This is a genomic window from Amycolatopsis sp. TNS106 (assembly GCF_019330265.1).
GTDB lineage: Bacteria > Actinomycetota > Actinomycetes > Mycobacteriales > Pseudonocardiaceae > Amycolatopsis > Amycolatopsis lurida.
This window is the reverse complement of record NZ_CP024972.1, coordinates 6,877,242-6,901,863: the sequence shown is the minus strand read 5'-3', so window position 1 is coordinate 6,901,863 and position 24,622 is coordinate 6,877,242. Positions and strand designations below refer to the sequence as shown.

Here is a 24,622-nt window from a genome sequence, read left to right as displayed (position 1 = left end):
CGACCTTGCGTGTTAGGAAGATCCTGATCGCGGCCGTCTCCGTACTGGTCGCGGCGACCACGCTGTCGACGGCGGGAGCACAGGCGATTCCAGGGAGCGAGCAGCAGCGCGACCGCGCGGCGGGCCGGTTCGACAAGCCGCGTGAAGGTTTCGCGCCCGCGGCCACCGTCCTGCGTGACGGCGCACCCTCCGACGTCGGTCTCGACCCGGAGCCGATCAAAGCGGCCGAGCGGTTCATCGAGAGCTGGACGAAGCCGGACGCCACCGGGCATCCGCACTTTTCGGGCGCGGTCGGCCTGCTGGCGCACGACGGCGTGGTCGTCGAGCGGCAGGCCGTCGGCGGCGCGGTCCGCTACGCCGACGCGAAGGGCACCGAGTTGCCGCCCGAGCAGCAGGTGCCGATGCGCGCGGACACGATCTTCGACATGGCCTCGATCTCGAAGCTGTTCACCTCCATCGCGGTGATGCAGCTGGCCGAGACGGGCAAGCTGGACATCTCGGCGCCGGTGGCGCGGTACCTGCCGGAGTTCGGGGTGAACGGCAAGGAGGCCGTCACCGTCCAGCAGCTGCTCACCCACGTCTCGGGCTTCGCCGCGACACCGCTCCCGTCGCTGTGGGAGGGCTACCCGGACATCCCGTCGCGCCGGAAGGCCGTCCTCGACAGCCCCCTGAAGAACGCACCGGGCAGTACGTACCTGTACTCCGACATCAACCTGCTGACCCTCGGCTTCCTGGTCGAGAAGGTGGCCGGGGCACCACTGGACAAGGTGGTCCAGGACCGCATCGCCACCCCACTGGGCCTGGCCGACACCGGGTACAACCCGCCCGCGTCGAAGCTCGCCAGGGTCGCGGCGACGGAGTACGCCGCGAAGCCGCCTCGGGGGCTGGTACGCGGCGAGGTGCACGACGAGAACGCCTGGTCCCTGGGCGGCGTCGCCGGGCACGCGGGCGTGTTCTCCACGGCCGCCGACATGGCGGTGCTGGCGCAGGCGATCCTCAACGGTGGCGCGTACCGAGGCCACCGGATCCTGCGCGAGGAGACCGTGCGGGCGATGCTGACGAACTACAACCACAAGTTCCCCGACAACGCGCACGGCCTCGGCTTCGAACTCGATCAGCCTTGGTACATGGGCGCGCTGTCGGCGCCCTCGACGGCCGGGCACACCGGGTTCACCGGGACCTCGCTGGTGATCGACCCGCTGTCGCGGTCGTTCGCGATCCTGCTCACCAACCGCGTGCATCCGACCCGGAACTGGGGCTCGATCAACATCGCCAGGGAGACCTGGGCGAGCTCGCTGGCGAAGGCGATGGCCGTCCGCCCGGTGCGCGGCAACGACGCGTGGTTCAGCGGCGCCGGGGATGTCTCCACGGCCACGCTCACGACTCAACCGTTACAGACGCGTGGCGGGCCGCTGAAGGTCTCCTTCGACACCTTCGTGGACACCGAGGGGCCCTCGGACTCGCTGTTCTTGGAAATAAGTACCGACGGCGGAGCGACCTGGAAAACGATTACTCTGCGTGCAAACGGACCAGGCGCTCCAGCCGGGGACCAAGCCGGCCTCGGCGGGCACGGTCATCGGGCTTGGTGGCGCGCGGCGGCCGAGGTGCCACAAAGCTCACAAATCACCCTCCGCTGGCGTTACACGACCGATGCCCGTTACACCGGACGGGGAATTTCCTTGGACGGTGTGAAAGTCACTGAACGCGGCCGCACACTGCTGGACAGTGAGCATAATCCGCCTACTTTCGTCGCTACCGGCTGGAAGTTGAGCCGTAGGTAACCGGCCAGCTCCGATGCGCTGACCGGACGCCCCGTTGACCGGGACACATCCCCTTGCATCGCGACACTAAGTTGCCAAGTCGTTAGCTCGACCTCGTTAACGGCCTCGACCTGGTTAGCGACTTTCTGGTCAACGATTAATCGCAAATCGAATCCGCAGACACGGATAGGTTGCGATCTTCCCGAAGGGTGTGGGTAGCCTTGTCGCAGATGCCAACGGTTAGTAACTTTCCCACGGTGGGCGATACCGATTCCGTAATCGCGGCCGCACCGTCCGAGGCCGTGCCGGCGCAGCCGACACGGGACGCTGACGCGAGCCCGCTCGTCCGGATTCGCTCCCTCCTGCCCGGGCTCGCCCGGGCCGAGCAGCGTGTCGCGAAGGTCGTCCTCGACGACCCCGCGACGGTCGCGCGGCGCAGCATCACCGAGGTCGCGCTCGCGGCCAACACCAGCGAAACCACCGTCACGCGGTTCTGCAAGGCGGTCGGCGTCGGCGGGTATCCGCAGCTCAGGATCGCACTGGCGGCCGACACCGCGCGGTCCGAGGCGCGGTCGTCCCGCAACCTCGGCGGCGAGATCGGTCCGGAGGACGACCTGGCCGCGGTCATCGGCAAGGTGAGCTTCGCGGACGCCCGTGCCGTGGAGGAGACCGCCGACCAGCTCGACATCCCGTCGCTACAGCGGGTGATCGACGTGCTGGCCGGCGCGGGCCGCGTGGACGTCTACGGGGTGGGCGCGAGCGCGTTCGTCGCCGCGGACCTGCAGCAGAAGCTGCACCGCATCGGGCGGGTCAGCTTCGCCTGGTCGGACACGCACATCATGCTGACCTCGGCCGCCGTGCTGAGCCCCGGAGACGTCGCGATCGGCATCTCGCACACGGGCGCGACCACGGATACCGTCGAGGCGCTGCGGGTGGCCCGCGAGCACGGCGCGATCACCGTCGCCGTGACGAACTTCCCGCGTTCGCCGATCACCGAGGTCGCCGACCACGTACTGACCACGGCCGCGCGGGAGACGACGTTCCGCTCGGGTGCGACCGCCAGTCGCATCGCGCAGCTGACCGTCATCGACTGCCTGTTCATCGGTGTCGCGCAGCGGCACATGGACGCGTCGGTCAACGCGCTCGACGCGACCAGGGACGCGGTGGGTTCGCACCGTCTGGGCGTCCGGCCCGACGGCAGGCGGCGGCCGCGGGAAACCGGCAAATGAGCGAAAAAGTGAGGCGCATGATGACCGTCCCACGCCAGGTGGTGCACGTCGATTCGCCAACCGAACAGCGCAATCCACGGACGACCGACATCGACCTGATGTCGACCATGGGCATCCTCGGCGCCATCAACGCCGAGGATCGCCGGGTCCCCGAAGCCGTCGCCGCGGTGCTACCGCAGGTGGCTCGGGCGGTCGACTTCGCCGTGGAAGCGCTGCGGTCGGGACACCGCGTGCACTACTTCGGGGCCGGCACGTCCGGCAGGCTGGCGACGTTGGACGCGGCGGAGCTCGTGCCGACGTTCAACGTGCCCTCCGATTGGTTCATCGCGCATCACGCGGGCGGCGCACGCGCGCTGCGCCAAGCCGTCGAAGACGCCGAGGACAACGCGAAGGCCGGAGCCGCCGAGGTGGCCGAGTCCGTCGCACCCGGTGACTTCGTGCTCGGGCTGACGGCTTCCGGCCGGACGCCCTACGTCCTCGGCGCGCTGGCCGCGGCCAGCCGTCGCGGCGCCCGCACCGCCTTGGTGTCGGGCAATCCGGCCGCGGTGACGCCGCCGGGTGTCGATGTCCTCATCGCGGTGGACACCGGCCCCGAGGCGATCGCCGGGTCGACGCGGATGAAGGCGGGCACGGCGCAGAAGATCATCCTCACCGCGTTCTCCACCGCGACGATGATCAAGCTCGGCCGTACGTATTCGAACCTGATGGTCAGCATGCGGGCGACCAACGCGAAGCTGCGCGGACGGACCATCAGGATCCTGCGCGAGGCCACCGGGATGAGCATGGCGGACTGCTCCGACGCGCTCACCGAGGCCGACGGCGACCTCAAGGTCGCGCTGGTCCATCTGCTGTCCGGCGAGGACGTCGCGAACGCGGCGAACGCGCTGGCGGCCAACGATGGCCACGTACGCAAGGCTCTCGACTCCTTGCGGGTGCGCGCGAGCTGATCGATTGCCCAGTTCCGGCGGACAGACCCGTTCATCCCGACGCCTCGCCCTCACGCGACGCGAACGGGTGTCCGTCGCCGGGATGGCCGGGTTCATCCTGCTGCTCAACGTCATCGGCTGGGGGGTCCTGACACTTTTCGTGGCGCCGCGCCACTACGAGCTCGGCGCCACGGGCGTGTTCGGGGCCGGCCTCGGTGTCACGGCGTTCGTGCTCGGGATGCGGCACGCGTTCGACGCGGACCACATCGCCGCGATCGACAACACCACCCGCAAGCTGATGGCCGACGGGCAACGGCCGCTTTCGGTCGGTTTCTGGTTCTCCCTCGGCCATTCGACGATCGTGTTCGTCCTGTGCCTGTTGTTGTCACTCGGCGTGCGGGCGCTGGCCGGCGCCGTCGAAGACGACTCGTCGGCGCTCCACGAGGTGACCGGGCTGATCGGGACGTCGGTTTCCGCGGCGTTCCTGTACCTCATCGGGATCATGAACCTGGTCGTGCTGGTCGGCATCGTGAAGGTGTTCCGGCGGATGCGGCGCGGCGAGTTCGACGAAGCGGCGCTGGAGCGGCGACTCGACGACCGCGGCTTCCTGAACCGCCTGCTCCGCGGTGCCACCAAAGCAGTGCGCAAGCCGTGGCACATCTACCCGATCGGCCTGCTGTTCGGCCTCGGCTTCGACACCGCGACCGAGATCAGCCTGCTGGTGCTCGCCGGCGGGGCGGCCGCGTTTTCGCTGCCCTGGTACGCGATCCTGGTACTGCCGATCCTGTTCGCCGCGGGGATGACGCTGTTCGACACCGCCGATGGTTGCTTCATGAACTACGCGTACGGCTGGGCCTTCGCGAAGCCGGTGCGGAAGATCTATTACAACCTCACCGTGACGGCGCTTTCCGTCGCGGTCGCCTCGCTCATCGGGACGATCGAGGTCATCTCGATCATCACCGAACGGTTCGGCATCACGACCGGACCGCTCGCGGCGATCGGATCGCTGAGCCTGGACTACGTGGGCTACGCGGTCGTAGCGCTCTTCGTGCTTACGTGGGTCTTCGCGCTCCTCGTGTGGCGCTTTGGGCGTATCGAGGAGCGCTGGTCCGTCTCAAAATAGCCCCTGACCTGCGGCCGGAGAGCAAGGGACCTTTGCTATCGCTGCGCACGGCCCCAGGGTGACCCAGCGTCCCCCATGCGGCCACGCACTATTTAGCGTACTCACGCTAACGAGAGCAAAGGTCCCTTGCTCCCACTTTCGGTCAGACGGGCTCGGGCACCTTCGCCCGCGAAGACACCGAAAGCGCGAAGCCCAGCAGGGCGACGAAGGCGGCAACAGGACCGACCCACCCGACACCCGCCGAGGACAGTACGACGCCGCCCAGCGCGGCGCCGAGAGCACCGCCGCCGTAGATCGCGGAGCCGTTGAGTCCCATGGCGACCGTCGGCGCGTCGGGCGCCAGAGAGAACAGCCGGTGTTGCTGCGGCACCATCAGCATTCCGCCGAAGATCCCCGATGCCAGCGCGAGGACCAGCGCGCCGGGCAGGCTTAGCACGGCGACGTCGAGCAGCGCGAAAGTCACGACCGTCCCGACGAGCGAGATCGACCGGACGCGCGCGGGGCCGAGTGAGTCGGTGGCCGGGCCCGCGAAGGCGTTGCCCGCGATCTGCCCGATCCCGAAACCGACGAGCAGCCACGAGATCATCGCGCCCGCCGCCACCGGAGCGACCAGCACCGGCAAGTACACGAAGGCCGCGAAGGCCGCGGCGGTTCCGAGAACGCTCACGCCGAGCACGCGCGCGATCGGCGGCCGCGCGACGACGGCCAGCCTGTCGCGCAACGACACCGTCGGCATCCGGACACCCGGCAGAAGTGGCACGAGCAGCATCACGATCAGCGCCACCGCGCCGATCCCCCACACCACCGCGCGCCAGCCGAACCAGTTCCCGGCGAGCACGCCGATCGGCACGCCGAGCACCATCGACACGCTCATCCCGGCGGAGACCGTGGCCAAGGCGCGGCCGCGGCGCTCGTCCGACGCCAGCGCGCCGGCGAGGACGTAGGCGTTGGACTGGAACGCGGCGGCGCCGAGGGCGGCCAGCACGCGTGCGACGGCGACCACGGCGAAGGACTCGCCGAGCGCCTGACCGGCCATGCCGATCGTGAACAGCACCATCCCCGCGCCGAGCACCCAGCGGCGGTCGAGCCGTCCGGTGAAGGCCGCGATGATCGGTGAGGAAACCGCGTAGGTCACCGCGAAGACCGTGGTCAGCTGGCCCGCGACGGCTTCGGAAACGCGCAGGTCGGCGGCGATGGTGGGCAGCAGCCCGTTCAGGACGAAGCCGTCGGTGCCGACGGTGAACGTCCCGACGGCGAGTACCAGCAGAGCCCCCAGAGCGAGCCGATCATTAGATGATCGTCGAATCGTCATGGGAGGTATAGTGGCGGGACTATTCGATGACTGTCAAATAGTTTGGAGTGAAGTGAGCAGCACGCTGCCGCAACCGTCGATCGACGAGATCGAGATCGTGCCGGTCCTCCAAGCGCTCGCGGACCCCGTGCGCCTGGAGCTCATCCGCGCGCTGCGAAGCAATCCTTCACCGCGAAGCTGCGCCATCACCGAGTACGACGTCGAGATCAGCGCACCGACGCTCTCCCATCACTGGAAGGTGTTGCGCGAGGCCGGCCTCACGACGACGTTCGTCGAGGGCCGGACCCGCTGGGTCGAGCTACGCACCGAAGACGTCCACTCGCGCTTCCCCGGGCTGCTGGACGCCGTCCTCGCCTAGCCGCCACTTCGCCGCGAGCTCGGCCGCGGCGCACACGCCGACGTCCAGCAGATACGGGCCCGCCTGCCCACATCCGGCTCCCGGCGCGATCGGCTGACCGTGCCCCATGCCGGTGACGGCGTGCGTGTCGACGGCGGCGCCGACGTCGGTCCACTGCTCGGAAAGCTCGCGCATGTTCAGCGGAACGACCGTGTAGTCCGCGGTCCCGTGCCAGGCGCTGACCGGCGAACGCGGCCCCGTGCCCGCCGCGCGCACCTTGTCGCCCCACTGCTTCGGCGTCAGATCCTTGCCGGGATTCATGCAGGAGTACGCGTCGATCATCGAAGTCGCGCAACCGTAAGGAAGCCCCGCGACGACACCGCCGCCCGAGAACAGCTCCGGGTACGCCGCCAGCATCACCGACGTCATCGCACCACCCGCCGACAGACCGGTCACGTACGTCCGGCTCCCGGCCGAGAACCGCGCCATCTGCGCGATCGACTCGGCCTCACCGGATCCTCGCTTGATGTCGCCTGCCTGGAACCAGTTGAAGCATTTGGTGAAGTTGTTCGCCGAAACCTGCTGTGGCAGAACGAGTTTGAACCGCAGCCTGTCCGCGAGGCCGACCCAGCCGGAGCCGCGCGCGTAGCCGGCCGCGTCCTGGGTGCAGCCGTGCAGCACGACCACCGCCGGACGTCCGGACGGCAACCCGTCGGGAACGTATTCGAACATCTGCAACGCACCGGGATTGCTCCCGAACCCGGTCACCGGGCGGATCTCCGCCGCCTGTGCCGGAGTCGCGAAAAGAAGGGCCAATGCCGAAACCACCGCGCCGATGAGGAGTTTTCGCATCATTTCAGGATAAAACCGACGGCATCCGCTTCCCACGTGGGAGAACACCACAGCGGCGGCCCGTTTTGTGTGGCCGCGCCCGATACCGGCGCACGAAGCCGCCGCTTACCGTCGTCCGATGCGGCTCTTACTGGTCCTCGCGATGATGCTGGCCCTGGCCACCCCCGCCCAGGCGGCGAGCGGCTGCGCGAACGTACGCGTTCCCGGGGCCGCGAAACAACAACTGTCCTGTTTGGACGATTTGACGACCACCGGCACCCTGGTCACCGGGCACACCGTCCAGGCCGACTGGGCCGGGCTCACCTCCGCCGGTTTCCCGGCACCCAAGGGTGTCCCCGGCATCCAGATCGACGGCTACTTCCCGGATTCGTCGACGGCCAACACGACGCACGGCTGGAACCACGACGCGCAGTTCGTGCTGCGGCTGCCCGATCGCTGGAACGGCGGCCTGGTGGTCTCGGGGTCGCCCGGTGTGCGACGGCAGTACGCGAACGACCGCGCGATCGGCGACCAGGTCCTCGCCGCCGGCTACGCGTTCGCCGCCACCGACAAGGGCAACACCGGCGCCGACTTCCACAGCGACGGACGCCGCCCCGGTGACGCGCTCGCCGAATGGAACGCGCGGGTCACCCAGCTGACGATCGCCGCGAAGGCCGCCGTCGCGCATCGCTACGGGCGCCTGCCGAGCCGCACCCTCGCGGCCGGGATGTCGAACGGCGGCTACCTCGTCCGCTGGCAGCTCGAGAACCGGCCGTGGCTCTACGACGGCGGCATCGACTGGGAGGGCACGCTTTGGCACGAAGACGGGCCGAACCTGTTCACCTTCCTGCCGCCCGCGATCAAGGCCTACCCCGCGTACGTCGCCGGTTCCGCGCAAGCCCAGCAAGAAATTCTCGACGCCGGTTTCGCGCCGGGCTCGGAATTCCTCTGGCCGTACCACAACGACGTCTACTGGGGGCCTACCCAGCGCATCTACCAGGCCGAATTCGATCCCTCGTTCGCCGGAACCGACTACGACTACGCCACTCGTCCGCCGTCGGTGCACCGCGCGGTGGAACGGATCTCACTGACCGGCCGGATCGGCAAACCGCTGATCACCCTCCACGGCACCCTCGACACCCTGCTGCCGATCACCCGCGATTCCGACGTCTACCAGCGGATGATCGCCGACCAGGGCCGCGCCGGGCTCCAGCGCTACTACCGGATCGTCGACGGTAACCACGTCGACGGGCTCTTCGACGCGTATCCGGACAAGCTGCGGCCCATCGGCCCGTGTTTCCGCACGGCGTTCACCGCGCTCGAAGGCTGGCTCGACGGCGTCCGCCCGCCCGCTTCCGCGACGATCCCGCGCGCGAGCGGTGACCTGGCGACCAGGTGCGCTCTAGGCTGATCGCATGGAATTCCAGGACGTCGTACGACGCCGTCGCATGGTCCGGAAGTTCACCGGCGAGCCCGTCGCCGAGGCCAGCCTGAAGCGCATCCTGCGCAACGCGCTGAAGGGGCCATCGGCCGGTTTCTCACAGGGACAAGGATTTCTCGTCCTCACCGGCGAGGAGCTCGCGAGATTCTGGGAGTTCGGGGCGAGCTGGGCGCCGGAAACCGTGACCACGGCACCGGTCGCGATCGTGCCGCTCTCGGTCAAGAACGCCTACCTCGACCGCTATGCCCAGCCTGACAAGGGGTTCGCCGACCGTGACGACTCGTGGTGGCGCGTGCCGTACTGGGACGTCGACACCGGGATGGCGACGTTGCTGATCCTCCAGACGGCCGTCGACGAGGACCTCGGCGCCGTGTTCTTCGGGCTGGCACCCGAAAGCGTGGAACGGCTGCACAGCGAGTTCGGCGTGCCCGAGGATCACGACCCGATCGGCGTCGTGGCGCTCGGGCACGGCGCGGAATCCGGGCCTTCGCCCGGTTCTTCGGCGACCAAGATCGCTCGCCGCGACTTCGACGACGTCATCCGTTTCGGTCACTGGTGAGGCGGTGCAGCCTGAGCGCGAGCTGAAGTTCCAGCGCGCGCTCGGGCGCTTGCCACTGGTCGCCCAGCAGGGACGCGATGCGGTCCAGCCGCTGCACGACGGTGTTGACGTGCACATGGAGCAGGTCTTTGGCCCGCGTCAAGTTGCCGCCACAGGCGAAGTACGCGCGCAGGGTGCCGATCAGATCCGTGCCGCGGCGTTCGTCGTAGTCGAGCACCGGGCCGATCGTGGCGGTCACGTACGCGCCGAGGTCGGCATGCTCGCCGAGCAGCAGCCCCACGAAGCCGAGGTCGGCCATGCTCGCCCCTTCTCCCGCCCTGCCCAGCGCCAGCAGCGACGCGACGCATCGCGCGGCTTCGGCGTGCGCCACGGCCAGCTCCCGCGGTGACGCCGCCGGCCCCGCCGCGCCCACCGTCACCGGGCAGTCCATTGTGGACGACAGGTCGGCCGCGACGGACCGGGCCAGCACTCCGGGGTCCGCACCGCGGACCAGAAGGACCACCTCGTCGGCGTGCACCCCGACCAGGTCCGCGTGCCGCGAAGCCGCCGCGGCCAGCCTTCGCCGGGAGGCGCCGTCGGCATGCGCGACCAGCACCGCGTGCGATGTCGACAAGTCGACTCCTAAGCGACGTCCGCGGGCCAGTAGCGCGGCGGGATTGCGGCCCGGCGCGGTGAGCAGGTCCGACAGCAGCTCCCCGCGCACCTCGTCCTCGGCGCGCGCGACGGAACGCCGCTGCATCAGCAGGACGGCGGTGACCACACCCGCCCGTTCGAACAGCCGCCGGTCGGCCTCACCGAGCGACCGTCCGCCGCCCAGTACCAGGCTGCCGAGGAATTCCTGCCCCGCCTGTACCGCGCACAGCCAACCGTCCTCAGTGGACACAGCGCGCCCGCTCGTCCTGGAGGCCGAAACCGCCGCACGCGAAAGATCCAGCTCGCCGTCGGTCCTGGCGAGGACGACGCCGTCGGCGTCGTAGACGGCGATCGCGCCGCCGAGCACATCCGCGACCGCGGCGGCGACCTCGGCCAGGTCTCCACCGCGCAGCACGAGATCCATCAGCCGGTCGTGGGCGTCCTCGGCGCGGCGCATCGCGTCGTTGTGCGCGCTGATCGTCGCGTTGGCGGCGTTCAGTTCGGCGACCGCGCGGCGCGTCTCGTCGAGCAGATGCGCGTTGTCCAGCGCGATCGCCGCGTGGTCGGCCAGCGACGACAGCAGTGCGACCTCGTCGGGCGAGAACTCGCGGGTGGTCCGGTCGGAGGCGAACAGCACCCCGATGACCTTGCTGCCGATCGCCAGCGGCACCCCGAGGATCGCCGTCAGCCCCTCGTCGAGCACGCCGGTGTCGATCGCCGACGTATGGCGGAACCGCTTGTCGTCGAAGTAGTCCGCCGTCGCGTACGGCCGCGCGGTCTGCGCGACCAGCCCGCCGAGCCCCTCGCCCATGCCCAGCACGATGTCCTGGAACAGCGCGGAAACCGAGCCGTCGGTCACGCGGACGTAGGTCTTGCCCTCGGTTTCGTCATTGAGACTCAAGTACGAGACGTCCACGCCGAGCAACGCCCGCGCCCGCCGCACGATCGACCGCAGGACGGCGTCCGGATCGTCCAGCCGGGCGAGGTCGCTGGCCGTGTCGAACAGCGCGGCCAGCTCCGCCTCTCGCCGCCGGTGCTCGGCGACGGTGTCCCGGATCCGCAGCGCCAGCTCGGTGGCCTTCGGGTCGACGGGGACGTGCGCCAGCTGCTCGCTGCCCGCCCCGGAGGCGAGCAGTTCGAGCAGCCGGCGCAACTGTGCGGAACTGTCCACAAGGGTCATGCTGACACGTGGCTGCGCTCCGTGAGAACTTCGGAGTGCAGGGACTCGCCCTTGGTCTCACGGGCGGCGAGCAGGGCGATCACGGTCAGCACGCACATCGCGACCACGTAGAGCGAGACCGGGATCGTGCTGCCGAACTCCTTGAACAACGCGACCGCGATGAGCGGGGCGACCGCTCCGGCCGCGATCGACGACAGCTGACCGCCGACCGAGAGGCCGGTGTAGCGCACCCGCGTCGGGAACTGCTCGGAGAAGAACGCGGCCTGCGGGCCGTACATCGCGCCGTGCAGCACCAGCCCGACGGTCGCCGCGAGAATGATGACACCGGAATTCTTCGTGTCGAGCATCGCGAAGAACGCGAAACTCCAAGCCGCCATGCCGATCGCGCCGAACAGGTACACCGGGCGGCGGCCGATCCGGTCGGAAAGCATGCCCCACAAGGGAATGGTCAGGAAGTGCACGGCCGAACCGATGAGCACCGCGTTGAGTCCCGCCGATTTCGGCAGGCCCAGCCCGGTGGTGACGTAGACGAGGATGAACGCGGTGATCACGTAGTACGAAACGTTCTCCGCCATCCGCGAGCCGATCGTGATCAGCACCGCGCGCCAGCTCTTGCGGAACACCTCGACGACCGGGGCCTGCGTGGTCGCGTTGTTCTTCTGCGCCGCGAGGAAGACCGGCGACTCACTGACCGCGAGCCGGATCCACAACCCGATCACCACGAGGACACCGGAAAGCAGGAACGGGATCCGCCAGCCCCAGCTGAGGAACGCCTCGTCGGACTGCGTCGCGGCGAGGACCGCCAAGACCGCCGTCGCGAGCAGGTTCCCGCCGGGAGCTCCGCATTGCGGCCAGGACGCCCAGAATCCGCGCCGCTTGTCGTCGCCGTGTTCGGAGACGATCAGCACCGCGCCACCCCATTCGCCGCCGAGCGCGAAACCCTGCACCAGCCGCAGCAGCGTCAGCAGGATCGGCGCCAGGACACCGACGGAGGCATACGTCGGGAGGATGCCCATCGCACAGGTCGAACCGCCCATCAGCAACAGGCTCAGCACCAGCAGCTTCTTGCGGCCGACGCGGTCACCGAAGTGGCCGAACACCAGCCCGCCGATCGGGCGGGCGAGGAAGCCGACCGCGTAGGTCAGGAACGCCAGCAGCGTGCCGGTCAGGGGATCGTTGGAGGGAAAGAACAATTTCCCGAACACCAGCGCCGCGGCGGAGGTGTAGAGGAAGAAGTCGTACCACTCGATCGTCGTGCCGATCAGGCTGGCGCTGACGACCTTCGCGATCGAACCACGGTTCTGGGTGGTCACCGGGGACGTCCTTTCTTGGGGGTTCACGCGGCGGTCCAGCCGCCGTCGAGGGGGATCGAGGTTCCGGTGACATGGGCGGCGTGCTCGCCGGACAGCCAGAGCACGCACGCGGCGACGTCGGCGGGTTCGATGAGCCGCTTGATCGCGGACCGGCGCAGGAGGACCTGTTCGATCACCGCGTCGCGTTCGAGGCCGTGTTCCTCGGCCTGCGCCTGGAGCTGGCCGGTGACCAGCGGCGTGCGGACGTAGCCGGGGTTGACACAGTTGCTGGTCACGCCGTGCTCCGCGCCTTCGAGCGCGGTGACCTTGGAGAGGCCTTCGAGCGCGTGCTTCGCGGTGACGTACGCGGATTTGAACGGGCTCGCGCGCAGGCCGTGGACGCTGGACATGTTGACCACGCGCCCCCAGCCGCGGTCGTACATATGCGGCAGCGCGCGGCGGATGAGCAGGAACGGCGCGGTGACCATCAGCGCCTGGATCCGGGTGAACGTCTCCGGCGGGAACTCGTGGATCGGCGCGATGTGCTGGAAACCGGCGTTGTTGACGAGGATGTCGATCTCGGCCGGCAGGGTCCCGACGGCTCGAGCGTCGGTGAGGTCGACGACGTGCGCGATGCCGTCGACGTCGGCCGCCGCCTTCTCGACGGCGTCGTCGATGTCGGCGAGGTAGACCTTGGCCCCCGCCTCGGCGAGCGCTCCGGCGCAGGCCAGGCCGATCCCGCTCGCCGCGCCCGTGACCAGCGCGGACTTACCGGCCAGATCGCTGTGATACGCACCACTCATGCCGGACGACGTTAGGTCGCTCTCGGCACTTAGACCATGTGGTTAGGCCCTACACCGCCCCAAGATCCCATGTGCGCTCCCCACACCCCCGCAATTCGTCACCTGGTTGCGATGGTTGCGCGTGCAAGCATCGCAACCAGATGACGAATTGCGGGCGTTTAGCCGGCGGCGTCGGAGATCGACTTCGCCTCGCGGGCGCCCGCCTCGAAGGCTTCACACGAAAAGAGCAACCAAGCCCGGACGCCTTCCGGAGTTCCGCCCGCGAACGCCGAAGCGGCTTCGAGGTACTTCGGCACCCGCCGGAAGTACGCGACCTCCGGCACCGTCAGCGCCTTCGGGTCCAGCCCGGTCGCCACCGCCGAAAGCCGCGCCGCGGCCCGCGCGACGACACCGTCCGCCGAGCCGAAAGGCTTCAGCGCCAACAGTTCCCCGTGCACGACGGCGGTCAGCACCGGCCCCGGCACCGACGTCGCGCCGGTGACCAGCTGCGCCAGCATCTCCAGCCGCGGCCCGACGTCACCGGACGACCGAGGCCGCCCCAGCGCGTCGGGATCCGTCACCAGATCCGACGCGGCGAGAACGTGCAAGCGCGCCAGCGCCTGCGACGGCGCACGCCGCCACGTCGGGAGCAGACCCTCCAACGCTTCCGCGACCCGCAGCGCGCCCGCCAGCACCGGATCGGTCACTTCACCGGATTCGGGCAGCTCGGGTGCGGCGCCTTCGATCCCGGCCGACGCCCGCGCCGACCGCACGGAGGCTTCGGCGGCCGTCGCCGCGCCGCCGCGCAGGTTGGCGGGCAGCCGGTGGACGGCGAACACCGCGTCCTGCGCCGATTTCGCGGCCGCGGCGACCCCTTCGAGGTCCAGCAGCGGCTTCAGCGGATCCGTCACGCGTCCAGCACCTGGCCCTCGCGGCGCACGACCGGCGCCTGCACCGACCACGGGAAGTTGATCCAGCGGTCGGTGTGCTTCCAGACGTACTCGCATTTGACCTCGGAGCGCGGCTTCTCGTAGACGACCGCGCAGCGCACCTCGGCGACGTGGTCGGCGCAGAAGTCGCGGACCAGCTTCAGGGTCGCGCCGGTGTCCGCGACGTCGTCGGCGACGAGCACCTTCTTCTTCGTCAGGTCGACGACGTTCGGTACCGGCGGCAGCATGACCGGCAGGTCGAGACGCTGATCGACGCCGGTGTAGAACTCGACGTTCATCACGTGCAGGTTCTTGACGTCCAGCGCGTAGCCGAGCGCGCCGGCGACGAACAGCCCGCCGCGCGCGATCGACAGGATCAGGTCCGGCTCGAAGCCGTCGTCGGCGACGGCCTGCGCAAGCTCCCTACTGGCCGTCCCGAACAACTCCCAAGTGAGCTCTTCCCGCTCTTCGGCCATGCCGCCTCGCCTTCGTCGATCGTTCCCGCGAGCATAGGCAACGCCGCAGTGGCCTTCTCGAATGCTTCGAAACTGGCTATCCAGTAAGGCCATTGCCATCCGTAGCGTCGAGCCTATGACCGACTGGAACAGCTGGAGTGTCCATGCCACCCTGACCGGCGAACGCGTCCGCCTCGAACCGCTCTCCCGCGACCACGCGAAGGGCCTGTTCACGGCGGGCTCCGACCCGGCGATCTGGACGTGGCTCAGCCTCCGGCAGCCGAGGGACCTCGCCGCGGCCGAAGCGATGGTCGACGACATCCTCGCCGACACCGACCGCCGCGCCTGGGCCCAGATCGACGCGCGCACCGGCGAGGTCGCCGGCACGACGTCGTTCTACGCGATGAGCGCGCGCCACAAGATCGTTTCCGTCGGCTACACCTGGATCGGTTCCGAATGGCAGCGGACCGGACTCAACCGCGAGTCGAAACTCCTGTTGCTGCGCCACGCTTTCGACGACCTCGGCGCGAACCGCGTCTCGTGGGAGACCGACATCCGCAACCTCAAGTCGCAGAAGGCGATCGAACGTCTCGGCGCGCAGCGGGAAGGGGTGCTGCGCGCACACCGCGTCCGCCCGGACGGAACCGTCCGCGACACCGTCGTCTACTCCCTCACCGGACCAGAATGGCCGGCGGTCCGTACCGCTTTGTCCTCAAGCGGATGAATGCCGCGCGCAACCACGATGCAACCTTTTACTTCGCGTCGTAACGTCGATAGCGTGCCAACGGGCGTGAAGACACGCGAATCACAGGAGGCATCGCACCATGACCGAGCAGTCGCCGGCGCTGGACAATTTGCTCACGGAGAGCAGGACCTTCCCCCCGAGTGAGGCTTTCAGCGCGCAAGCGAATGCCACCGCCGACTTCTACGCCGAAGCCGACGCAGACCGGGAAGCGTTCTGGGCCAAGCAGGCCGAGCGCCTCCACTGGGAAACGAAGTGGTCGCAGGTACTGGACTGGACCAATGCGCCGGTGGCGAAGTGGTTCGTGGGCGGGAAGCTCAACGTCGCGTACAACTGCGTCGACCGCCACGTCGATTCCGGGCACGGCGACCAGGTCGCCATCCACTGGGTCGGCGAGCCCGGCGACAGCCGTGACATCACCTACGCCCAGCTGAAGGACGAGGTTTCCCGGGCCGCGAACGCGTTCGAGTCCCTCGGCCTCAAGGCGGGCGACCGCGTCGCCATCCAGATGCCGATGGTGCCCGAAGCGATCTTCGCGATGCTCGCGTGCGCCCGGATCGGTGTTCTGCACAGTGTCGTCTTCGGTGGTTTTTCCCCGACAGCCCTGCGTTCCCGGGTGGACGACCAGGCGGCGCGGATCGTCATCACCACCGACGGCCAGTACCGCCGCGGCAAGGCCGCCCCGATGAAGGTCAATGTCGACGAAGCGCTCGAAGGCGCCGAATCGGTCGAGAAGGTCATCGTCGTCCGCCGCACCGGCGAAGAGGTGCCGATCACCGAAGGCCGCGACCTCTGGTGGCACGACTTGGTCGACGGCCAGTCCGCGGAGCACGCGCCGCAGGCGTTCGACTCGGAGCACCCGCTCTTCATCCTCTACACCTCCGGCACCACGGGGAAGCCGAAGGGCATCCTGCACACCTCCGGCGGATACCTGACGCAGGCGGCGTACACGCACCACAACGTCTTCGACCACAAGGCAGGCGAAGACGTCTACTGGTGCACCGCCGACATCGGCTGGATCACCGGGCACACGTACATCGTGTACGGGCCGCTGGCGAACCGGACGACGCAGGTCGTCTACGAAGGCACGCCGAACACCCCGCACGAGGGCCGCCACTGGGAGATCGTCCAGCAGCACAAGGTCTCCATCTACTACACCGCGCCCACGCTGATCCGCACGTTCATGAAGTGGGGCAACGAGATCCCGCAGAAGTACGACCTCTCGTCGCTGCGCGTGCTCGGCAGCGTCGGCGAGCCGATCAACCCCGAAGCGTGGATCTGGTACCGCGAGAACATCGGCGCGAACTCGGCGCCGATCGTCGACACCTGGTGGCAGACCGAGACCGGCGGGATCATGATCTCGCCGCTGCCGGGCGTCACCGCCACGAAGCCGGGCTCGGCGCAGAAGGCGCTGCCGGGCATCTCGGCGAAGGTCGTCGACGACCAGGGCGTCGAGGTCGGCAAGGGCGGCGGCGGATACCTGGTGCTCGACAAACCGTGGCCGGGCATGCTGCGCGGCATCTGGGGCGACGAGCAGCGGTTCCGTGACACCTACTGGTCCCGCTTCGCCGACCAGGGCTACTACTTCGCCGGCGACGGCGCGAAGTACGACGCCGACGGCGACGTCTGGCTGCTGGGCCGGGTCGACGACGTGATGAACGTGTCCGGGCACCGCATCTCGACCACCGAGGTCGAGTCCGCGCTGGTCTCGCACCCGACGGTCGCCGAGGCCGCCGTCGTCGGTGCGACCGACGCGACCACCGGGCAGGGCATCGTCGCGTTCGTGATCCTGCGCGGCAACGCCGTGGATGGTGGAGACGAGGCCGTGCAGGAACTGCGCAACCACGTCGCCAAGGAGATCGGGCCGATCGCGAAGCCGCGGCAGATCCTGGTCGTGCAGGAACTGCCGAAGACGCGGTCGGGCAAGATCATGCGCCGCCTGCTGCGCGATGTCGCCGAGAACCGCCAGGTCGGCGACGTGACCACGCTGGCCGACTCGTCGGTGATGGACCTGATCTCGTCGGGCCTGAAGTCCGGCAAGACCGAGGAGTAACCCACCTCGAGCGCTATGAGCGGTCCGTTCCTCGCAAATTTCGCAAGGAACGGGCCGTTCCTCGCATCCGACACGCCTACCACACCCCGGTTCGCTCTACTCGAACGCCTGTTCTAGGATGTGCCGGGTACCACCCCATACCCGGGCAAGGAGACGACACCGACGATGACCGTGGATGCCTTGACACGCACTGACGCCGTGTCCGAAGAAGCGGCTACCGAAGCGCCCGTCGACTCGACGCCGCAGGCGGAGACGGCCGAAGCCCCGGCCGAGGCGAAGACCGAGACTCCGGAAACCCCGGACACCCCCACCGACGAGAACGCGGTGGAGTCCCCCAAGCCCAAGCGTGGCCGCCCGAAGGTCGCCACGACGGCGAAGAAGACCCGCACCGTCGAGCTGACCCTCACGGTCACCGGCACCGCCGACGGCGAGTGGCAGGCCGAGCTCAAGAACGGCAGCAAGTGGGTCACGAAGGGCCTGGAGATCCCGGCCGCGGCCGTGTCCCGCGCCGCCAAGGAGCTGCACGCCGACCTGTCCGGCCCGATCGACGAGGTCATCAACGCCGCCCGCGAGTTGCAGGCCGCGAAGGTCGCTCAGCTCGAAGCCGAGCTGGAGAAGGCGAAGCTGGCGCTGGCCGAGCTGGACGCGTAAGACTTTTCTCCCGACCGGGGCGGACGCTGGATATCAGTGTCCGCCCCGGTTTTTTTCATTCCGCGATCGGCGGCCGCGCGGGCAGTGGCGTCTTGAACTCGATCCACTGACTGTCCACAATGGCCTCGACACTGTGCGGGACACCGCGCGGGTGGACGATCGTGCCGCCGGCTTCGAGCGTCACCTCCCGGCCGTCGAGCGTGCCGCGGAGGGAACCCGAAACCAGGTACACGATGCTGTCGTGATCGTGGCTGTGCACGGGAGAAGCGACGCCCGCCGGGTAGGAGATCTCGTACGCCAGCCCGCCTTCCGCCGTGGCGAGCGTCCGGAACCGGCCCTGCCCGCCGATCAGCGGCAGACCCTCCACTGTGGACATCGTCGTCCAGGTCATCGCACGGGCTCCATGGCGGCCGCCTCCTCGCGGTCCGGGTCACGGGCGAGCAGGACACCGACGACGGTCACCACCGCGGTGGCGAGCAGATAGACGCCGATCGCGACCCAGGTGTCGAAACCGGCCAGCAGCGCCGTGAACAGCAGCGGCGCGGGCGCACCGCCGATCACGCCGGCGAGGGTGTACGCCAGCGAGCTGCCGGTGTAGCGCAGCCGCGGCGAGAACTGCTCGGTGACGAGCGCGGCCTGCGGCCCGTAGAGCGCCGCGTGGATGACGAGCGCGAGCACGATCCCGATCGCCAGCATGAGGAACGAACCGCCGCTGACCATCGGGAAGAACACGAACGGCCAGATCCCGGCGGCGATGGTCGCGACCAGGTACATCTTCCGCCGCGAGATCCGGTCCGAGAGCGCGCCGAACAGCGGCATCAAGATCAGCTGGAACGCCGAACCGATCATCACCGCGGCCAGCCCGGCGCCGCGCGAGAGGTCGGTATGCGTGGTGACGTACGTGAGGACGAAGACGGTGAACAGCGCGTACAGCACGTCCGGGCAGACGCGGATCAGCACGGCCGCGACCAGCGCGCGGCGTTCGGTGCGGAAGACCTCGGAGATCGGCGCCGACGGACGTTCGCCGCGCTCCTGGATCTGCTTGAAGACCGGCGTCTCCTCCAGTTTGAGCCGGATCCACAGGCCGAACCCGACCAGCGCGCCGGAAAGCAGGAACGCGATCCGCCAGCCCCAGCTGTTGAACTGGTCCTCGGTGAGCAGCCCGGCCAGCACGGCGAGGACACCGTTGGCGAGCAGGTTGCCCGCGGGCGGGCCGATCTGCGCGGCGGACGCCCAGAAACCGCGTTTGTTCGGATCGCCGAACTCACTCGACAGCAGGACGGCGCCACCCCATTCGCCGCCGATACCGACACCCTGCGCGAACCGCAGCGCCACGAGCAGCACCGCCGCGAAGCCGCCGATGGTCTCGTACGTGGGCAGGACACCGATGAGGAACGTCGCCACCCCGGTGAGCACGAGCGTCATGACCAGGATGCGCTTGCGGCCGAGCACGTCGCCGAGGCGGCCGAACAGGAACCCGCCGAGCGGCCGGGCGAGGTAACCGACGGCGTAGGTGGAGAACGCCGCCATCGTGCTCGCGAGCTGGTCTTCCGAGGGGAAGAAGAGATTCCCGAAGATCGTCGCGGCCGCCACCGAGTAGGCCGCGAAGTCGTACCACTCGAGCGCCGTGCCCGAGAGGCTGGCCGCGAAGGCCTTGTGCAACGAACGCCGGTCACCGGCTGGTGAGGTCATGTCCACATCCGTCCGTAGGAGATCCGCAACCCCGCCGGGAGGGGTTGAATTGCGGATATACTCCTTGTATACAAGCTGTATGCGCAACCCCCAATCTCGGAGGACAAATGCCTGAGCTGCGTTTCACCCTTCCCGACGGCCAGGAGCGGCGGACCGAGGTCCACACGCTGCTGAACGCCGGATACGCCGGTCGCAGCCAGGAGGACGTCGCCGCCCACGTGGCCGAACTGGCCGAACTCGGCGTTCCCGCGCCTTCGGTGATCCCGGCCCTCTACCCCGTCGCGCCGTACCTGGCGAGCCAGACCGACGAGGTCCCGGTGCAGCACGAGCGGACCTCCGGCGAGGCCGAATGGGCCATCGTCATCACCGGCCCCGCGCCCGAGGACGTCCTCCTGACCGCCGCCTGCGACCACACCGACCGCGCGCTCGAAGCGCACGGCGTCGCATGGAGCAAGAACGCCGGCCCCGACGTCCTCGCCACCAAGGCGTGGCGGCTGCTGGACGTCCAGGACCGGCTCGACGACCTCACGCTGTCCGCCTGGGCCGGGGAAACCCTCATCCAGCAAGGAAAGCTCGCGGAACTGCTGCCGCCGTCGTACTGGCTGGACGTGCTGCGCGAGCGTGACCTCTACGCCCCCGGCACCGTGCTGATCTCCGGGACCATCCCGATGGTCCACGGCGTCGACCAGTTCGCCGGCTCGTGGCGCGTGGAACTGGGCGACCCGGCGACCGGTGAGACGATCGACCTCGCCTACACCGTGCGACGGCTGCCCGAACCGATCGGCTGAAGCAGCTCGCCGAGGAAGGTCCGGTACTCGTCCTTCATCGGCAGCTCGCGGTCCACGCGGACGCGGCGGCGGGTCGCGGAGACCTCGACCTCGCGCACCGGATCGAATCCCGTGCGCTCGTGGGATTCCCAGTACAGCCCGACGCCGCGCCGTTGCCAGGCGGGGACTTCGGCGAAATTGACGCCGTGCGCGAAGAGCAGTTCGTTCTTCTCGGAGACGCTGGCGCCGTCGAGAACGGCTCCGGCTTCGGTCGCCGATTTCCCCGCCTTGCGGAGGATCCAGTAGCACCAGCCGTTGAGCGCGCACCGGGCCGCGTCCGCCTGGCGCCAGGAGAAGTAGTCGACGACGTCGTCCGCCGACGTGCCGAGCCAAACGCGGCCGTCGAAGTGCGCGGGCACGCCGGCCGCGTGCGTGAACGCGGCCGAGGCGACCCCGGCGGAGATCGACACGAGCTTTTCGACGCCCCGGCCGAAGAGGTCGGCGGAAGGGGCGAGCACGAGCGAGATCTCGTCGCTTTCCGTGTATACGTAAGGTGAAGCGAACTCCGACAGCAACGCGCTCGCCGTCTCGGCCATACAGTCCGCGAACCGGGGATCGAACGGCTTCTCGAACCGCGCTTCGGTGAACTTCGAGAACCCCCGGCCGTCGACGCGGAGCACCGTCCACGCTCCCGGTGGCACGGTCAGCCCGTGGAACCATTCGCGTTCCCGTTGTCGCGCCTCGAAATCACCGGCGTCCATGACTCACCCCCGCTCGACGACGAAACCGCCCTCACCGTCGAAACCGACGGTGTACAGCTCGTCAAAACCGTCTTCGGCGCTCGGACGCCTGAGGCGTTTCAGCGTCGCATACAGACCGACGTCGGGCACCCGGGTTTTCCCTTTCCGGCGCGCGTTGCGCACTCGAGAGCCTTCGAGATCCGGCGGGAACCAATACCCGAGGACCCGCGCGCCGTACCGTCTGGCGACTTCGACCAGCGGGGCCCATTCCTCCGGCGAGGGGTTGGTGTTGTCCACGACCACCGACCGGCCGTCCTCGAACGCTTCGGCCAGCATCCGCAGTTGCCGAGCCTGCGGCCGCCGGGCGTTGGGGAAGGTGTCCTTGCTGACGTGGACGTGCGTCCCCACGAACTCGCGCCGGAAGAACGTCGACTTCCCGGACGCCTGGAGCCCGATCAGGATCACCATCTCCGCCACGGACACAACGTAGCCGATGAGTTAGGTAAGGCAATATTCAATAAGGATTGCCTCTATTCACCGAAACGGTCTTCGCTCGCCGGATAGCGTTCTTTGTGTTTCACTGAAAAGGTGACCGATACCGTATCGACTTCACATCCTCACGAACCGCACGAGGACCTGAGCGGCAAGCTGAACTGGCTGCGCGCCGGGGTTCTCGGCGCGAACGACGGGATCGTCTCGGTGGCGGGCATCGTGGTCGGCGTCGCGGGCGCGACCACCGACTCCACCACGATCGCCACCGCGGGAATCGCGGGGCTCGTCGCGGGCGCGCTTTCCATGGCGGGCGGCGAATACGTCTCCGTGAGCACACAGCGCGACACCGAACGCGCCCAGTTGCGACTGGAAAAGCGCGAGCTGAAAGAGATGCCCGAGGCCGAAGAACGGGAACTCGCGGAAATCTACGAGGAGAAGGGCCTTTCCCGGGAACTCGCCGCCGAGGTCGCCCGCGAACTGACCGAAAAGGACGCGCTGCAGGCGCACGCCGAGGCCGAACTCGGCATCGATCCGGACAATCTCACCAGTCCGTGGCAGGCGGCGTGGGCGTCGCTGGTGGCGTTCACCGTCGGCGCGCTGCTGCCGCTGCTGGCGATCGTGTGGACGCCGACCTCGGCGCGGGTGTGGGCGTGCGCGTCGGCGGTCGGGGTCGGGCTGGCGCTGACCGGGTTCATCAGCGCGAAACTCGGCGACGCCCGCGCCGGCCGCGCGATCGCGCGCAACGTCGGCGTCGGCGCGCTGACGATGCTGGTGACCTACTACGTCGGCGTGCTGTTCGGGACGACCGTCGGCTAGACGCCGTTTCTCGTGCTCGAAGGCGTAACTCGCGTGATCGGACGGCGATCTCGCGTGTTTGGAGGCGTAACACACGAGTTACGCCTCCAAACACGTGAGTTACGGCTTCCATCACGTGAGTTCTGGATAGCGAAAGGGCCCTTCACCGCTCCTCGGCGGTGAAGGGCCCTTTCAGCACGTTCGAGGATCACTCGTCAGTGCGGCATGAAGCGCGTCAGTGAACGCCCTTCATCAGCTTGCGGATCATCGGCGTCGCCACCAGGAGCGCCACACCGACCACGATGGCCACCCCGCCGACGATGCTGAAGTACGGCGCCTCGTCCTCCACCGAGTAGAACTCGGCGAGCTTTCCGGACATCGCCGTACCGAGCGAGATGGACAGGAAGTTCAGCGCCACCATCTGCGTCCGGAACGCCTCCGGCGCGAGTTTGGTCGACAGCGAGAGACCGACCGGCGAAAGCATCAGTTCCGCCATGGTGAACACGAACAGGATGCCGGCCAGCGCGAGCAGCGGGCTGGCGTTCTTGCCGCTGCCGACCATCGGGAGGAACAGCAGGAACGCCACGCCCATGGTGACCGTGCCGAGCACGAACTTGATCGGCGAGGACGGCTGCCGCGAACCCAGTTTGGTCCAGATCGCCGCGATCACCGGCGCGAACAGGATGATGAACACCGGGTTGATCGAGTTGACCCACGCCACCGGCATCTCCCAGCCGAAGATCGTCCGGTCGAGACGTTCGTCGGTGTAGGCCGCGACCACGGTGAACTGCTGCTGGTAGAGCGAGAAGAACGCGGCGCTCGCGATGAACATCGGGATGAACGAGTACACCCGGCTGCGTTCGTCGGAGGTGATCTTCTTGCTGCTGATGATCACCACGAAGTAGATCACCGAGATGACCGCGACGGCCCAGACGACGACGTCGACCAGGTTCGCCGGGTTGATCACGCCGAAGACGACGAGCAGCACGATCGCGGCGACACCCACCGCGGTACCGCCGAAGACCAGCGGCCGCTGCGACGCGGGCAGCGGGTTGGGGATCTCGCTCGCCTTCTCGCCGAGGTTCTTGCGGCCGATCGTGTACTGGATCAGGCCGAGCGCCATACCGAACGCGGCGAGCCCGAAGCCGACGTGGAAACCGATCTCGCTCTGCGCGAGCCCGGTCAGCAGCGGGCCGACGAAGCCACCGACGTTCACGCCCATGTAGAAAATCGTGAAACCGCCGTCGCGGCGCTCGTCGCCCGGCGCGTACAGCGTCCCGACGATGGCCGTCGCGTTGGACTTCAGCCCACCGCTACCCACCGCGACGCAGACGAGGCCGACACCGATACCCGCCAGACCGGGCAGCACGGCGAGGCTGATGTGGCCGATCATGATCAGGATCGCGCTGTAGAACAGCGTGCGTTCCGAGCCGAGCACCCGGTCCGCGACCCAGGCGCCGATCACCGCCGACAGGTAGACCATGCCGCCGTACGCGCCGACGATGCCGAGCGCGGAGGCCTTCGGCAGCGCCAGGCCGCCCTGGCTGACTTCGTAGTAGAGGTAGATCGGGAGGATGCCGAGCATCCCGTAGAACGAGAAACGCTCCCACATCTCGACGCCGAAGAGGTTCGCGAGCCCTCGTGGGTGCCCGAAAAACCTCGTGTCTCGCTGGACCTCGGTAGAGGTACTCACCATGCCGTCCTTAGTGAAGACATCGTTGTCGGTTTCCGGTTGACATGCTAGAAGCCCACAATGTGGACGGGACACCGACGTCCGCATGATCTCTGTGGCAGCTGTCATGAAGGCGAGATTTCCGCAGCTTGAAGCGTTAAAATCGTGTCAAGGTGCGCCGGGAAGTCTGGTCGGCAACAGTATTCGTCGTTGCCGAAACCCGGAGGAT

At 68.4% G+C, this 24,622-nt stretch carries 24 protein-coding genes; 12 read left to right on the top strand and 12 right to left on the bottom strand.

Annotated elements, in window-relative coordinates; genetic code table 11:
* Window positions 1-5 precede the first annotated feature (5 nt).
* The 4 genes from CVV72_RS31800 (at window position 6) to CVV72_RS31785 (ending at window position 5,038) form a co-directional block, all read left to right on the top strand.
* Window positions 6-1,781: a serine hydrolase gene (locus tag CVV72_RS31800; protein ID WP_219147527.1), complete on the top strand. Its 1,776-nt coding sequence runs from the start codon at window positions 6-8 to the stop codon at window positions 1,779-1,781.
* Between the two features lie 209 nt (window positions 1,782-1,990).
* On the top strand, window positions 1,991-2,989 hold the full coding sequence (locus tag CVV72_RS31795) for a MurR/RpiR family transcriptional regulator (protein ID WP_370641834.1): 999 nt from the start codon (window positions 1,991-1,993) through the stop codon (window positions 2,987-2,989).
* 17 nt (window positions 2,990-3,006) lie between these two features.
* Window positions 3,007-3,936 (top strand): N-acetylmuramic acid 6-phosphate etherase, encoded by a 930-nt coding sequence (locus tag CVV72_RS31790; RefSeq protein WP_219147524.1) that lies wholly within the window; start codon window positions 3,007-3,009, stop codon window positions 3,934-3,936.
* A gap of 67 nt (window positions 3,937-4,003) precedes the next feature.
* Complete coding sequence (locus tag CVV72_RS31785; RefSeq protein WP_219147522.1) at window positions 4,004-5,038, top strand: HoxN/HupN/NixA family nickel/cobalt transporter; 1,035 nt, start codon at window positions 4,004-4,006, stop codon at window positions 5,036-5,038.
* Between the two features lie 142 nt (window positions 5,039-5,180).
* Here CVV72_RS31785 and CVV72_RS31780 read toward each other — a convergent pair whose 3' ends face one another.
* On the bottom strand, window positions 5,181-6,350 hold the full coding sequence (locus CVV72_RS31780) for an MFS transporter (RefSeq protein WP_219147520.1): 1,170 nt from the start codon (window positions 6,348-6,350) through the stop codon (window positions 5,181-5,183).
* A 52-nt stretch (window positions 6,351-6,402) separates the two neighbouring features.
* Here CVV72_RS31780 and CVV72_RS31775 point away from each other — a divergent pair, with 52 nt between their 5' ends.
* Entirely contained in the window at window positions 6,403-6,708 is a 306-nt protein-coding gene (locus tag CVV72_RS31775) for a helix-turn-helix transcriptional regulator (RefSeq protein ID WP_219147518.1), read from the top strand.
* Here CVV72_RS31775 and CVV72_RS31770 read toward each other — a convergent pair.
* Window positions 6,649-7,542 carry a PHB depolymerase family esterase gene (locus CVV72_RS31770; protein WP_219147516.1) on the bottom strand — a complete coding sequence of 298 codons (894 nt, stop codon included), beginning with the start codon at window positions 7,540-7,542 and terminating at the stop codon, window positions 6,649-6,651. The genes CVV72_RS31775 and CVV72_RS31770 overlap by 60 nt on opposite strands.
* Before the next feature lie 115 nt (window positions 7,543-7,657).
* Between CVV72_RS31770 and CVV72_RS31765 the strand changes: the two genes are divergently transcribed.
* Entirely contained in the window at window positions 7,658-8,929 is a 1,272-nt protein-coding gene (locus CVV72_RS31765) for a tannase/feruloyl esterase family alpha/beta hydrolase (RefSeq protein ID WP_219147515.1), read from the top strand.
* Between the two features lie 4 nt (window positions 8,930-8,933).
* Entirely contained in the window at window positions 8,934-9,518 is a 585-nt protein-coding gene (locus CVV72_RS31760; RefSeq protein WP_219147513.1) for a nitroreductase family protein, read from the top strand.
* On the opposite strand, the gene CVV72_RS31755 is transcribed toward CVV72_RS31760, so the two are convergent.
* The 5 genes from CVV72_RS31755 to CVV72_RS31735 form a co-directional block, all read right to left on the bottom strand.
* Entirely contained in the window at window positions 9,496-11,331 is a 1,836-nt protein-coding gene (locus CVV72_RS31755; RefSeq protein ID WP_219147511.1) for a GAF domain-containing protein, read from the bottom strand. The two genes, CVV72_RS31760 and CVV72_RS31755, sit on opposite strands and share 23 nt — an antisense overlap.
* Window positions 11,328-12,644 carry an MFS transporter gene (locus tag CVV72_RS31750; RefSeq protein WP_219147509.1) on the bottom strand — a complete coding sequence of 439 codons (1,317 nt, stop codon included), beginning with the start codon at window positions 12,642-12,644 and terminating at the stop codon, window positions 11,328-11,330. Before CVV72_RS31750 ends, CVV72_RS31755 begins: the two co-directional genes overlap by 4 nt.
* Window positions 12,645-12,667: 23 nt before the next feature.
* The gene (locus CVV72_RS31745) at window positions 12,668-13,426 is read right to left on the bottom strand and encodes a 3-hydroxybutyrate dehydrogenase (protein WP_219147507.1); all 759 of its coding nucleotides are present in this window, start codon (window positions 13,424-13,426) and stop codon (window positions 12,668-12,670) included.
* Window positions 13,427-13,584: 158 nt separating this feature from the next.
* Window positions 13,585-14,316, bottom strand: a complete 732-nt coding sequence (locus CVV72_RS31740) for an oxidoreductase (protein WP_219147505.1) — start codon at window positions 14,314-14,316, stop codon at window positions 13,585-13,587.
* The gene (locus tag CVV72_RS31735) at window positions 14,313-14,810 is read right to left on the bottom strand and encodes a phosphoribosyltransferase (RefSeq protein WP_005166906.1); all 498 of its coding nucleotides are present in this window, start codon (window positions 14,808-14,810) and stop codon (window positions 14,313-14,315) included. The genes CVV72_RS31740 and CVV72_RS31735 overlap by 4 nt, the downstream gene beginning before the upstream one ends.
* A 115-nt stretch (window positions 14,811-14,925) precedes the next feature.
* Here CVV72_RS31735 and CVV72_RS31730 point away from each other — a divergent pair, with 115 nt between their 5' ends.
* The 3 genes from CVV72_RS31730 to CVV72_RS31720 all read left to right on the top strand — a co-directional run bounded on the left by CVV72_RS31730 (window position 14,926) and on the right by CVV72_RS31720 (window position 18,235).
* Complete coding sequence (locus CVV72_RS31730; protein ID WP_219147503.1) at window positions 14,926-15,513, top strand: GNAT family N-acetyltransferase; 588 nt, start codon at window positions 14,926-14,928, stop codon at window positions 15,511-15,513.
* A gap of 100 nt (window positions 15,514-15,613) precedes the next feature.
* A complete protein-coding gene (acs, locus tag CVV72_RS31725) occupies window positions 15,614-17,584 on the top strand; it encodes an acetate--CoA ligase (RefSeq protein WP_219147501.1) in 1,971 nt (656 codons plus the stop codon).
* Between the two features lie 165 nt (window positions 17,585-17,749).
* Window positions 17,750-18,235 (top strand): DUF6319 family protein, encoded by a 486-nt coding sequence (locus CVV72_RS31720; RefSeq protein WP_219147499.1) that lies wholly within the window; start codon window positions 17,750-17,752, stop codon window positions 18,233-18,235.
* Between the two features lie 55 nt (window positions 18,236-18,290).
* On the opposite strand, the gene CVV72_RS31715 is transcribed toward CVV72_RS31720, so the two are convergent.
* Both CVV72_RS31715 and CVV72_RS31710 read right to left on the bottom strand, forming a co-directional pair.
* Complete coding sequence (locus CVV72_RS31715) at window positions 18,291-18,626, bottom strand: cupin domain-containing protein (protein WP_219147497.1); 336 nt, start codon at window positions 18,624-18,626, stop codon at window positions 18,291-18,293.
* Entirely contained in the window at window positions 18,623-19,927 is a 1,305-nt protein-coding gene (locus CVV72_RS31710; protein ID WP_219147495.1) for an MFS transporter, read from the bottom strand. The genes CVV72_RS31715 and CVV72_RS31710 overlap by 4 nt, the downstream gene beginning before the upstream one ends.
* 107 nt (window positions 19,928-20,034) lie before the next feature.
* Here CVV72_RS31710 and CVV72_RS31705 point away from each other — a divergent pair, with 107 nt between their 5' ends.
* Window positions 20,035-20,715: a DUF2848 domain-containing protein gene (locus CVV72_RS31705; RefSeq protein ID WP_219147493.1), complete on the top strand. Its 681-nt coding sequence runs from the start codon at window positions 20,035-20,037 to the stop codon at window positions 20,713-20,715.
* Here CVV72_RS31705 and CVV72_RS31700 read toward each other — a convergent pair.
* Window positions 20,679-21,455 (bottom strand): tRNA(His) guanylyltransferase Thg1 family protein, encoded by a 777-nt coding sequence (locus tag CVV72_RS31700; protein ID WP_219147491.1) that lies wholly within the window; start codon window positions 21,453-21,455, stop codon window positions 20,679-20,681. The genes CVV72_RS31705 and CVV72_RS31700 overlap by 37 nt on opposite strands.
* A gap of 3 nt (window positions 21,456-21,458) precedes the next feature.
* Window positions 21,459-21,902: an ATP-binding protein gene (locus CVV72_RS31695; protein WP_255632807.1), complete on the bottom strand. Its 444-nt coding sequence runs from the start codon at window positions 21,900-21,902 to the stop codon at window positions 21,459-21,461.
* Between the two features lie 120 nt (window positions 21,903-22,022).
* Between CVV72_RS31695 and CVV72_RS31690 the strand changes: the two genes are divergently transcribed.
* Entirely contained in the window at window positions 22,023-22,742 is a 720-nt protein-coding gene (locus CVV72_RS31690) for a VIT family protein (protein ID WP_219147487.1), read from the top strand.
* Between the two features lie 214 nt (window positions 22,743-22,956).
* Here the strand turns inward: CVV72_RS31690 and CVV72_RS31685 are convergent, their stop codons facing one another.
* Window positions 22,957-24,417, bottom strand: coding sequence for a peptide MFS transporter (locus CVV72_RS31685; protein WP_219147485.1), 1,461 nt, complete (start codon window positions 24,415-24,417; stop codon window positions 22,957-22,959).
* Between the last annotated feature and the right edge of the window lie 205 nt (window positions 24,418-24,622).

What these genes read in the sequence shown, in the direction of transcription:
- CVV72_RS31745 (WP_219147507.1), bottom strand. Translation starts at nt 13,426, where the DNA reads ATGAGTGGTGCGTATCACAGCGATCTGGCCGGTAAGTCCGCGCTGGTC.
- CVV72_RS31705 (WP_219147493.1), top strand. Translation starts at nt 20,035, where the DNA reads ATGCCTGAGCTGCGTTTCACCCTTCCCGACGGCCAGGAGCGGCGGACC.
- CVV72_RS31735 (WP_005166906.1), bottom strand. Translation starts at nt 14,810, where the DNA reads ATGGCCGAAGAGCGGGAAGAGCTCACTTGGGAGTTGTTCGGGACGGCC.
- CVV72_RS31780 (WP_219147520.1), bottom strand. Translation starts at nt 6,350, where the DNA reads ATGACGATTCGACGATCATCTAATGATCGGCTCGCTCTGGGGGCTCTG.
- CVV72_RS31685 (WP_219147485.1), bottom strand. Translation starts at nt 24,417, where the DNA reads ATGGTGAGTACCTCTACCGAGGTCCAGCGAGACACGAGGTTTTTCGGG.
- CVV72_RS31755 (WP_219147511.1), bottom strand. Translation starts at nt 11,331, where the DNA reads ATGACCCTTGTGGACAGTTCCGCACAGTTGCGCCGGCTGCTCGAACTG.
- CVV72_RS31720 (WP_219147499.1), top strand. Translation starts at nt 17,750, where the DNA reads ATGACCGTGGATGCCTTGACACGCACTGACGCCGTGTCCGAAGAAGCG.
- CVV72_RS31770 (WP_219147516.1), bottom strand. Translation starts at nt 7,542, where the DNA reads ATGATGCGAAAACTCCTCATCGGCGCGGTGGTTTCGGCATTGGCCCTT.
- CVV72_RS31730 (WP_219147503.1), top strand. Translation starts at nt 14,926, where the DNA reads ATGACCGACTGGAACAGCTGGAGTGTCCATGCCACCCTGACCGGCGAA.
- CVV72_RS31795 (WP_370641834.1), top strand. Translation starts at nt 1,991, where the DNA reads ATGCCAACGGTTAGTAACTTTCCCACGGTGGGCGATACCGATTCCGTA.
- CVV72_RS31710 (WP_219147495.1), bottom strand. Translation starts at nt 19,927, where the DNA reads ATGACCTCACCAGCCGGTGACCGGCGTTCGTTGCACAAGGCCTTCGCG.
- CVV72_RS31715 (WP_219147497.1), bottom strand. Translation starts at nt 18,626, where the DNA reads ATGACCTGGACGACGATGTCCACAGTGGAGGGTCTGCCGCTGATCGGC.
- CVV72_RS31700 (WP_219147491.1), bottom strand. Translation starts at nt 21,455, where the DNA reads ATGGACGCCGGTGATTTCGAGGCGCGACAACGGGAACGCGAATGGTTC.
- CVV72_RS31695 (WP_255632807.1), bottom strand. Translation starts at nt 21,902, where the DNA reads ATGGTGATCCTGATCGGGCTCCAGGCGTCCGGGAAGTCGACGTTCTTC.
- acs (WP_219147501.1), top strand. Translation starts at nt 15,614, where the DNA reads ATGACCGAGCAGTCGCCGGCGCTGGACAATTTGCTCACGGAGAGCAGG.
- CVV72_RS31790 (WP_219147524.1), top strand. Translation starts at nt 3,007, where the DNA reads ATGATGACCGTCCCACGCCAGGTGGTGCACGTCGATTCGCCAACCGAA.
- CVV72_RS31760 (WP_219147513.1), top strand. Translation starts at nt 8,934, where the DNA reads ATGGAATTCCAGGACGTCGTACGACGCCGTCGCATGGTCCGGAAGTTC.
- CVV72_RS31765 (WP_219147515.1), top strand. Translation starts at nt 7,658, where the DNA reads ATGCGGCTCTTACTGGTCCTCGCGATGATGCTGGCCCTGGCCACCCCC.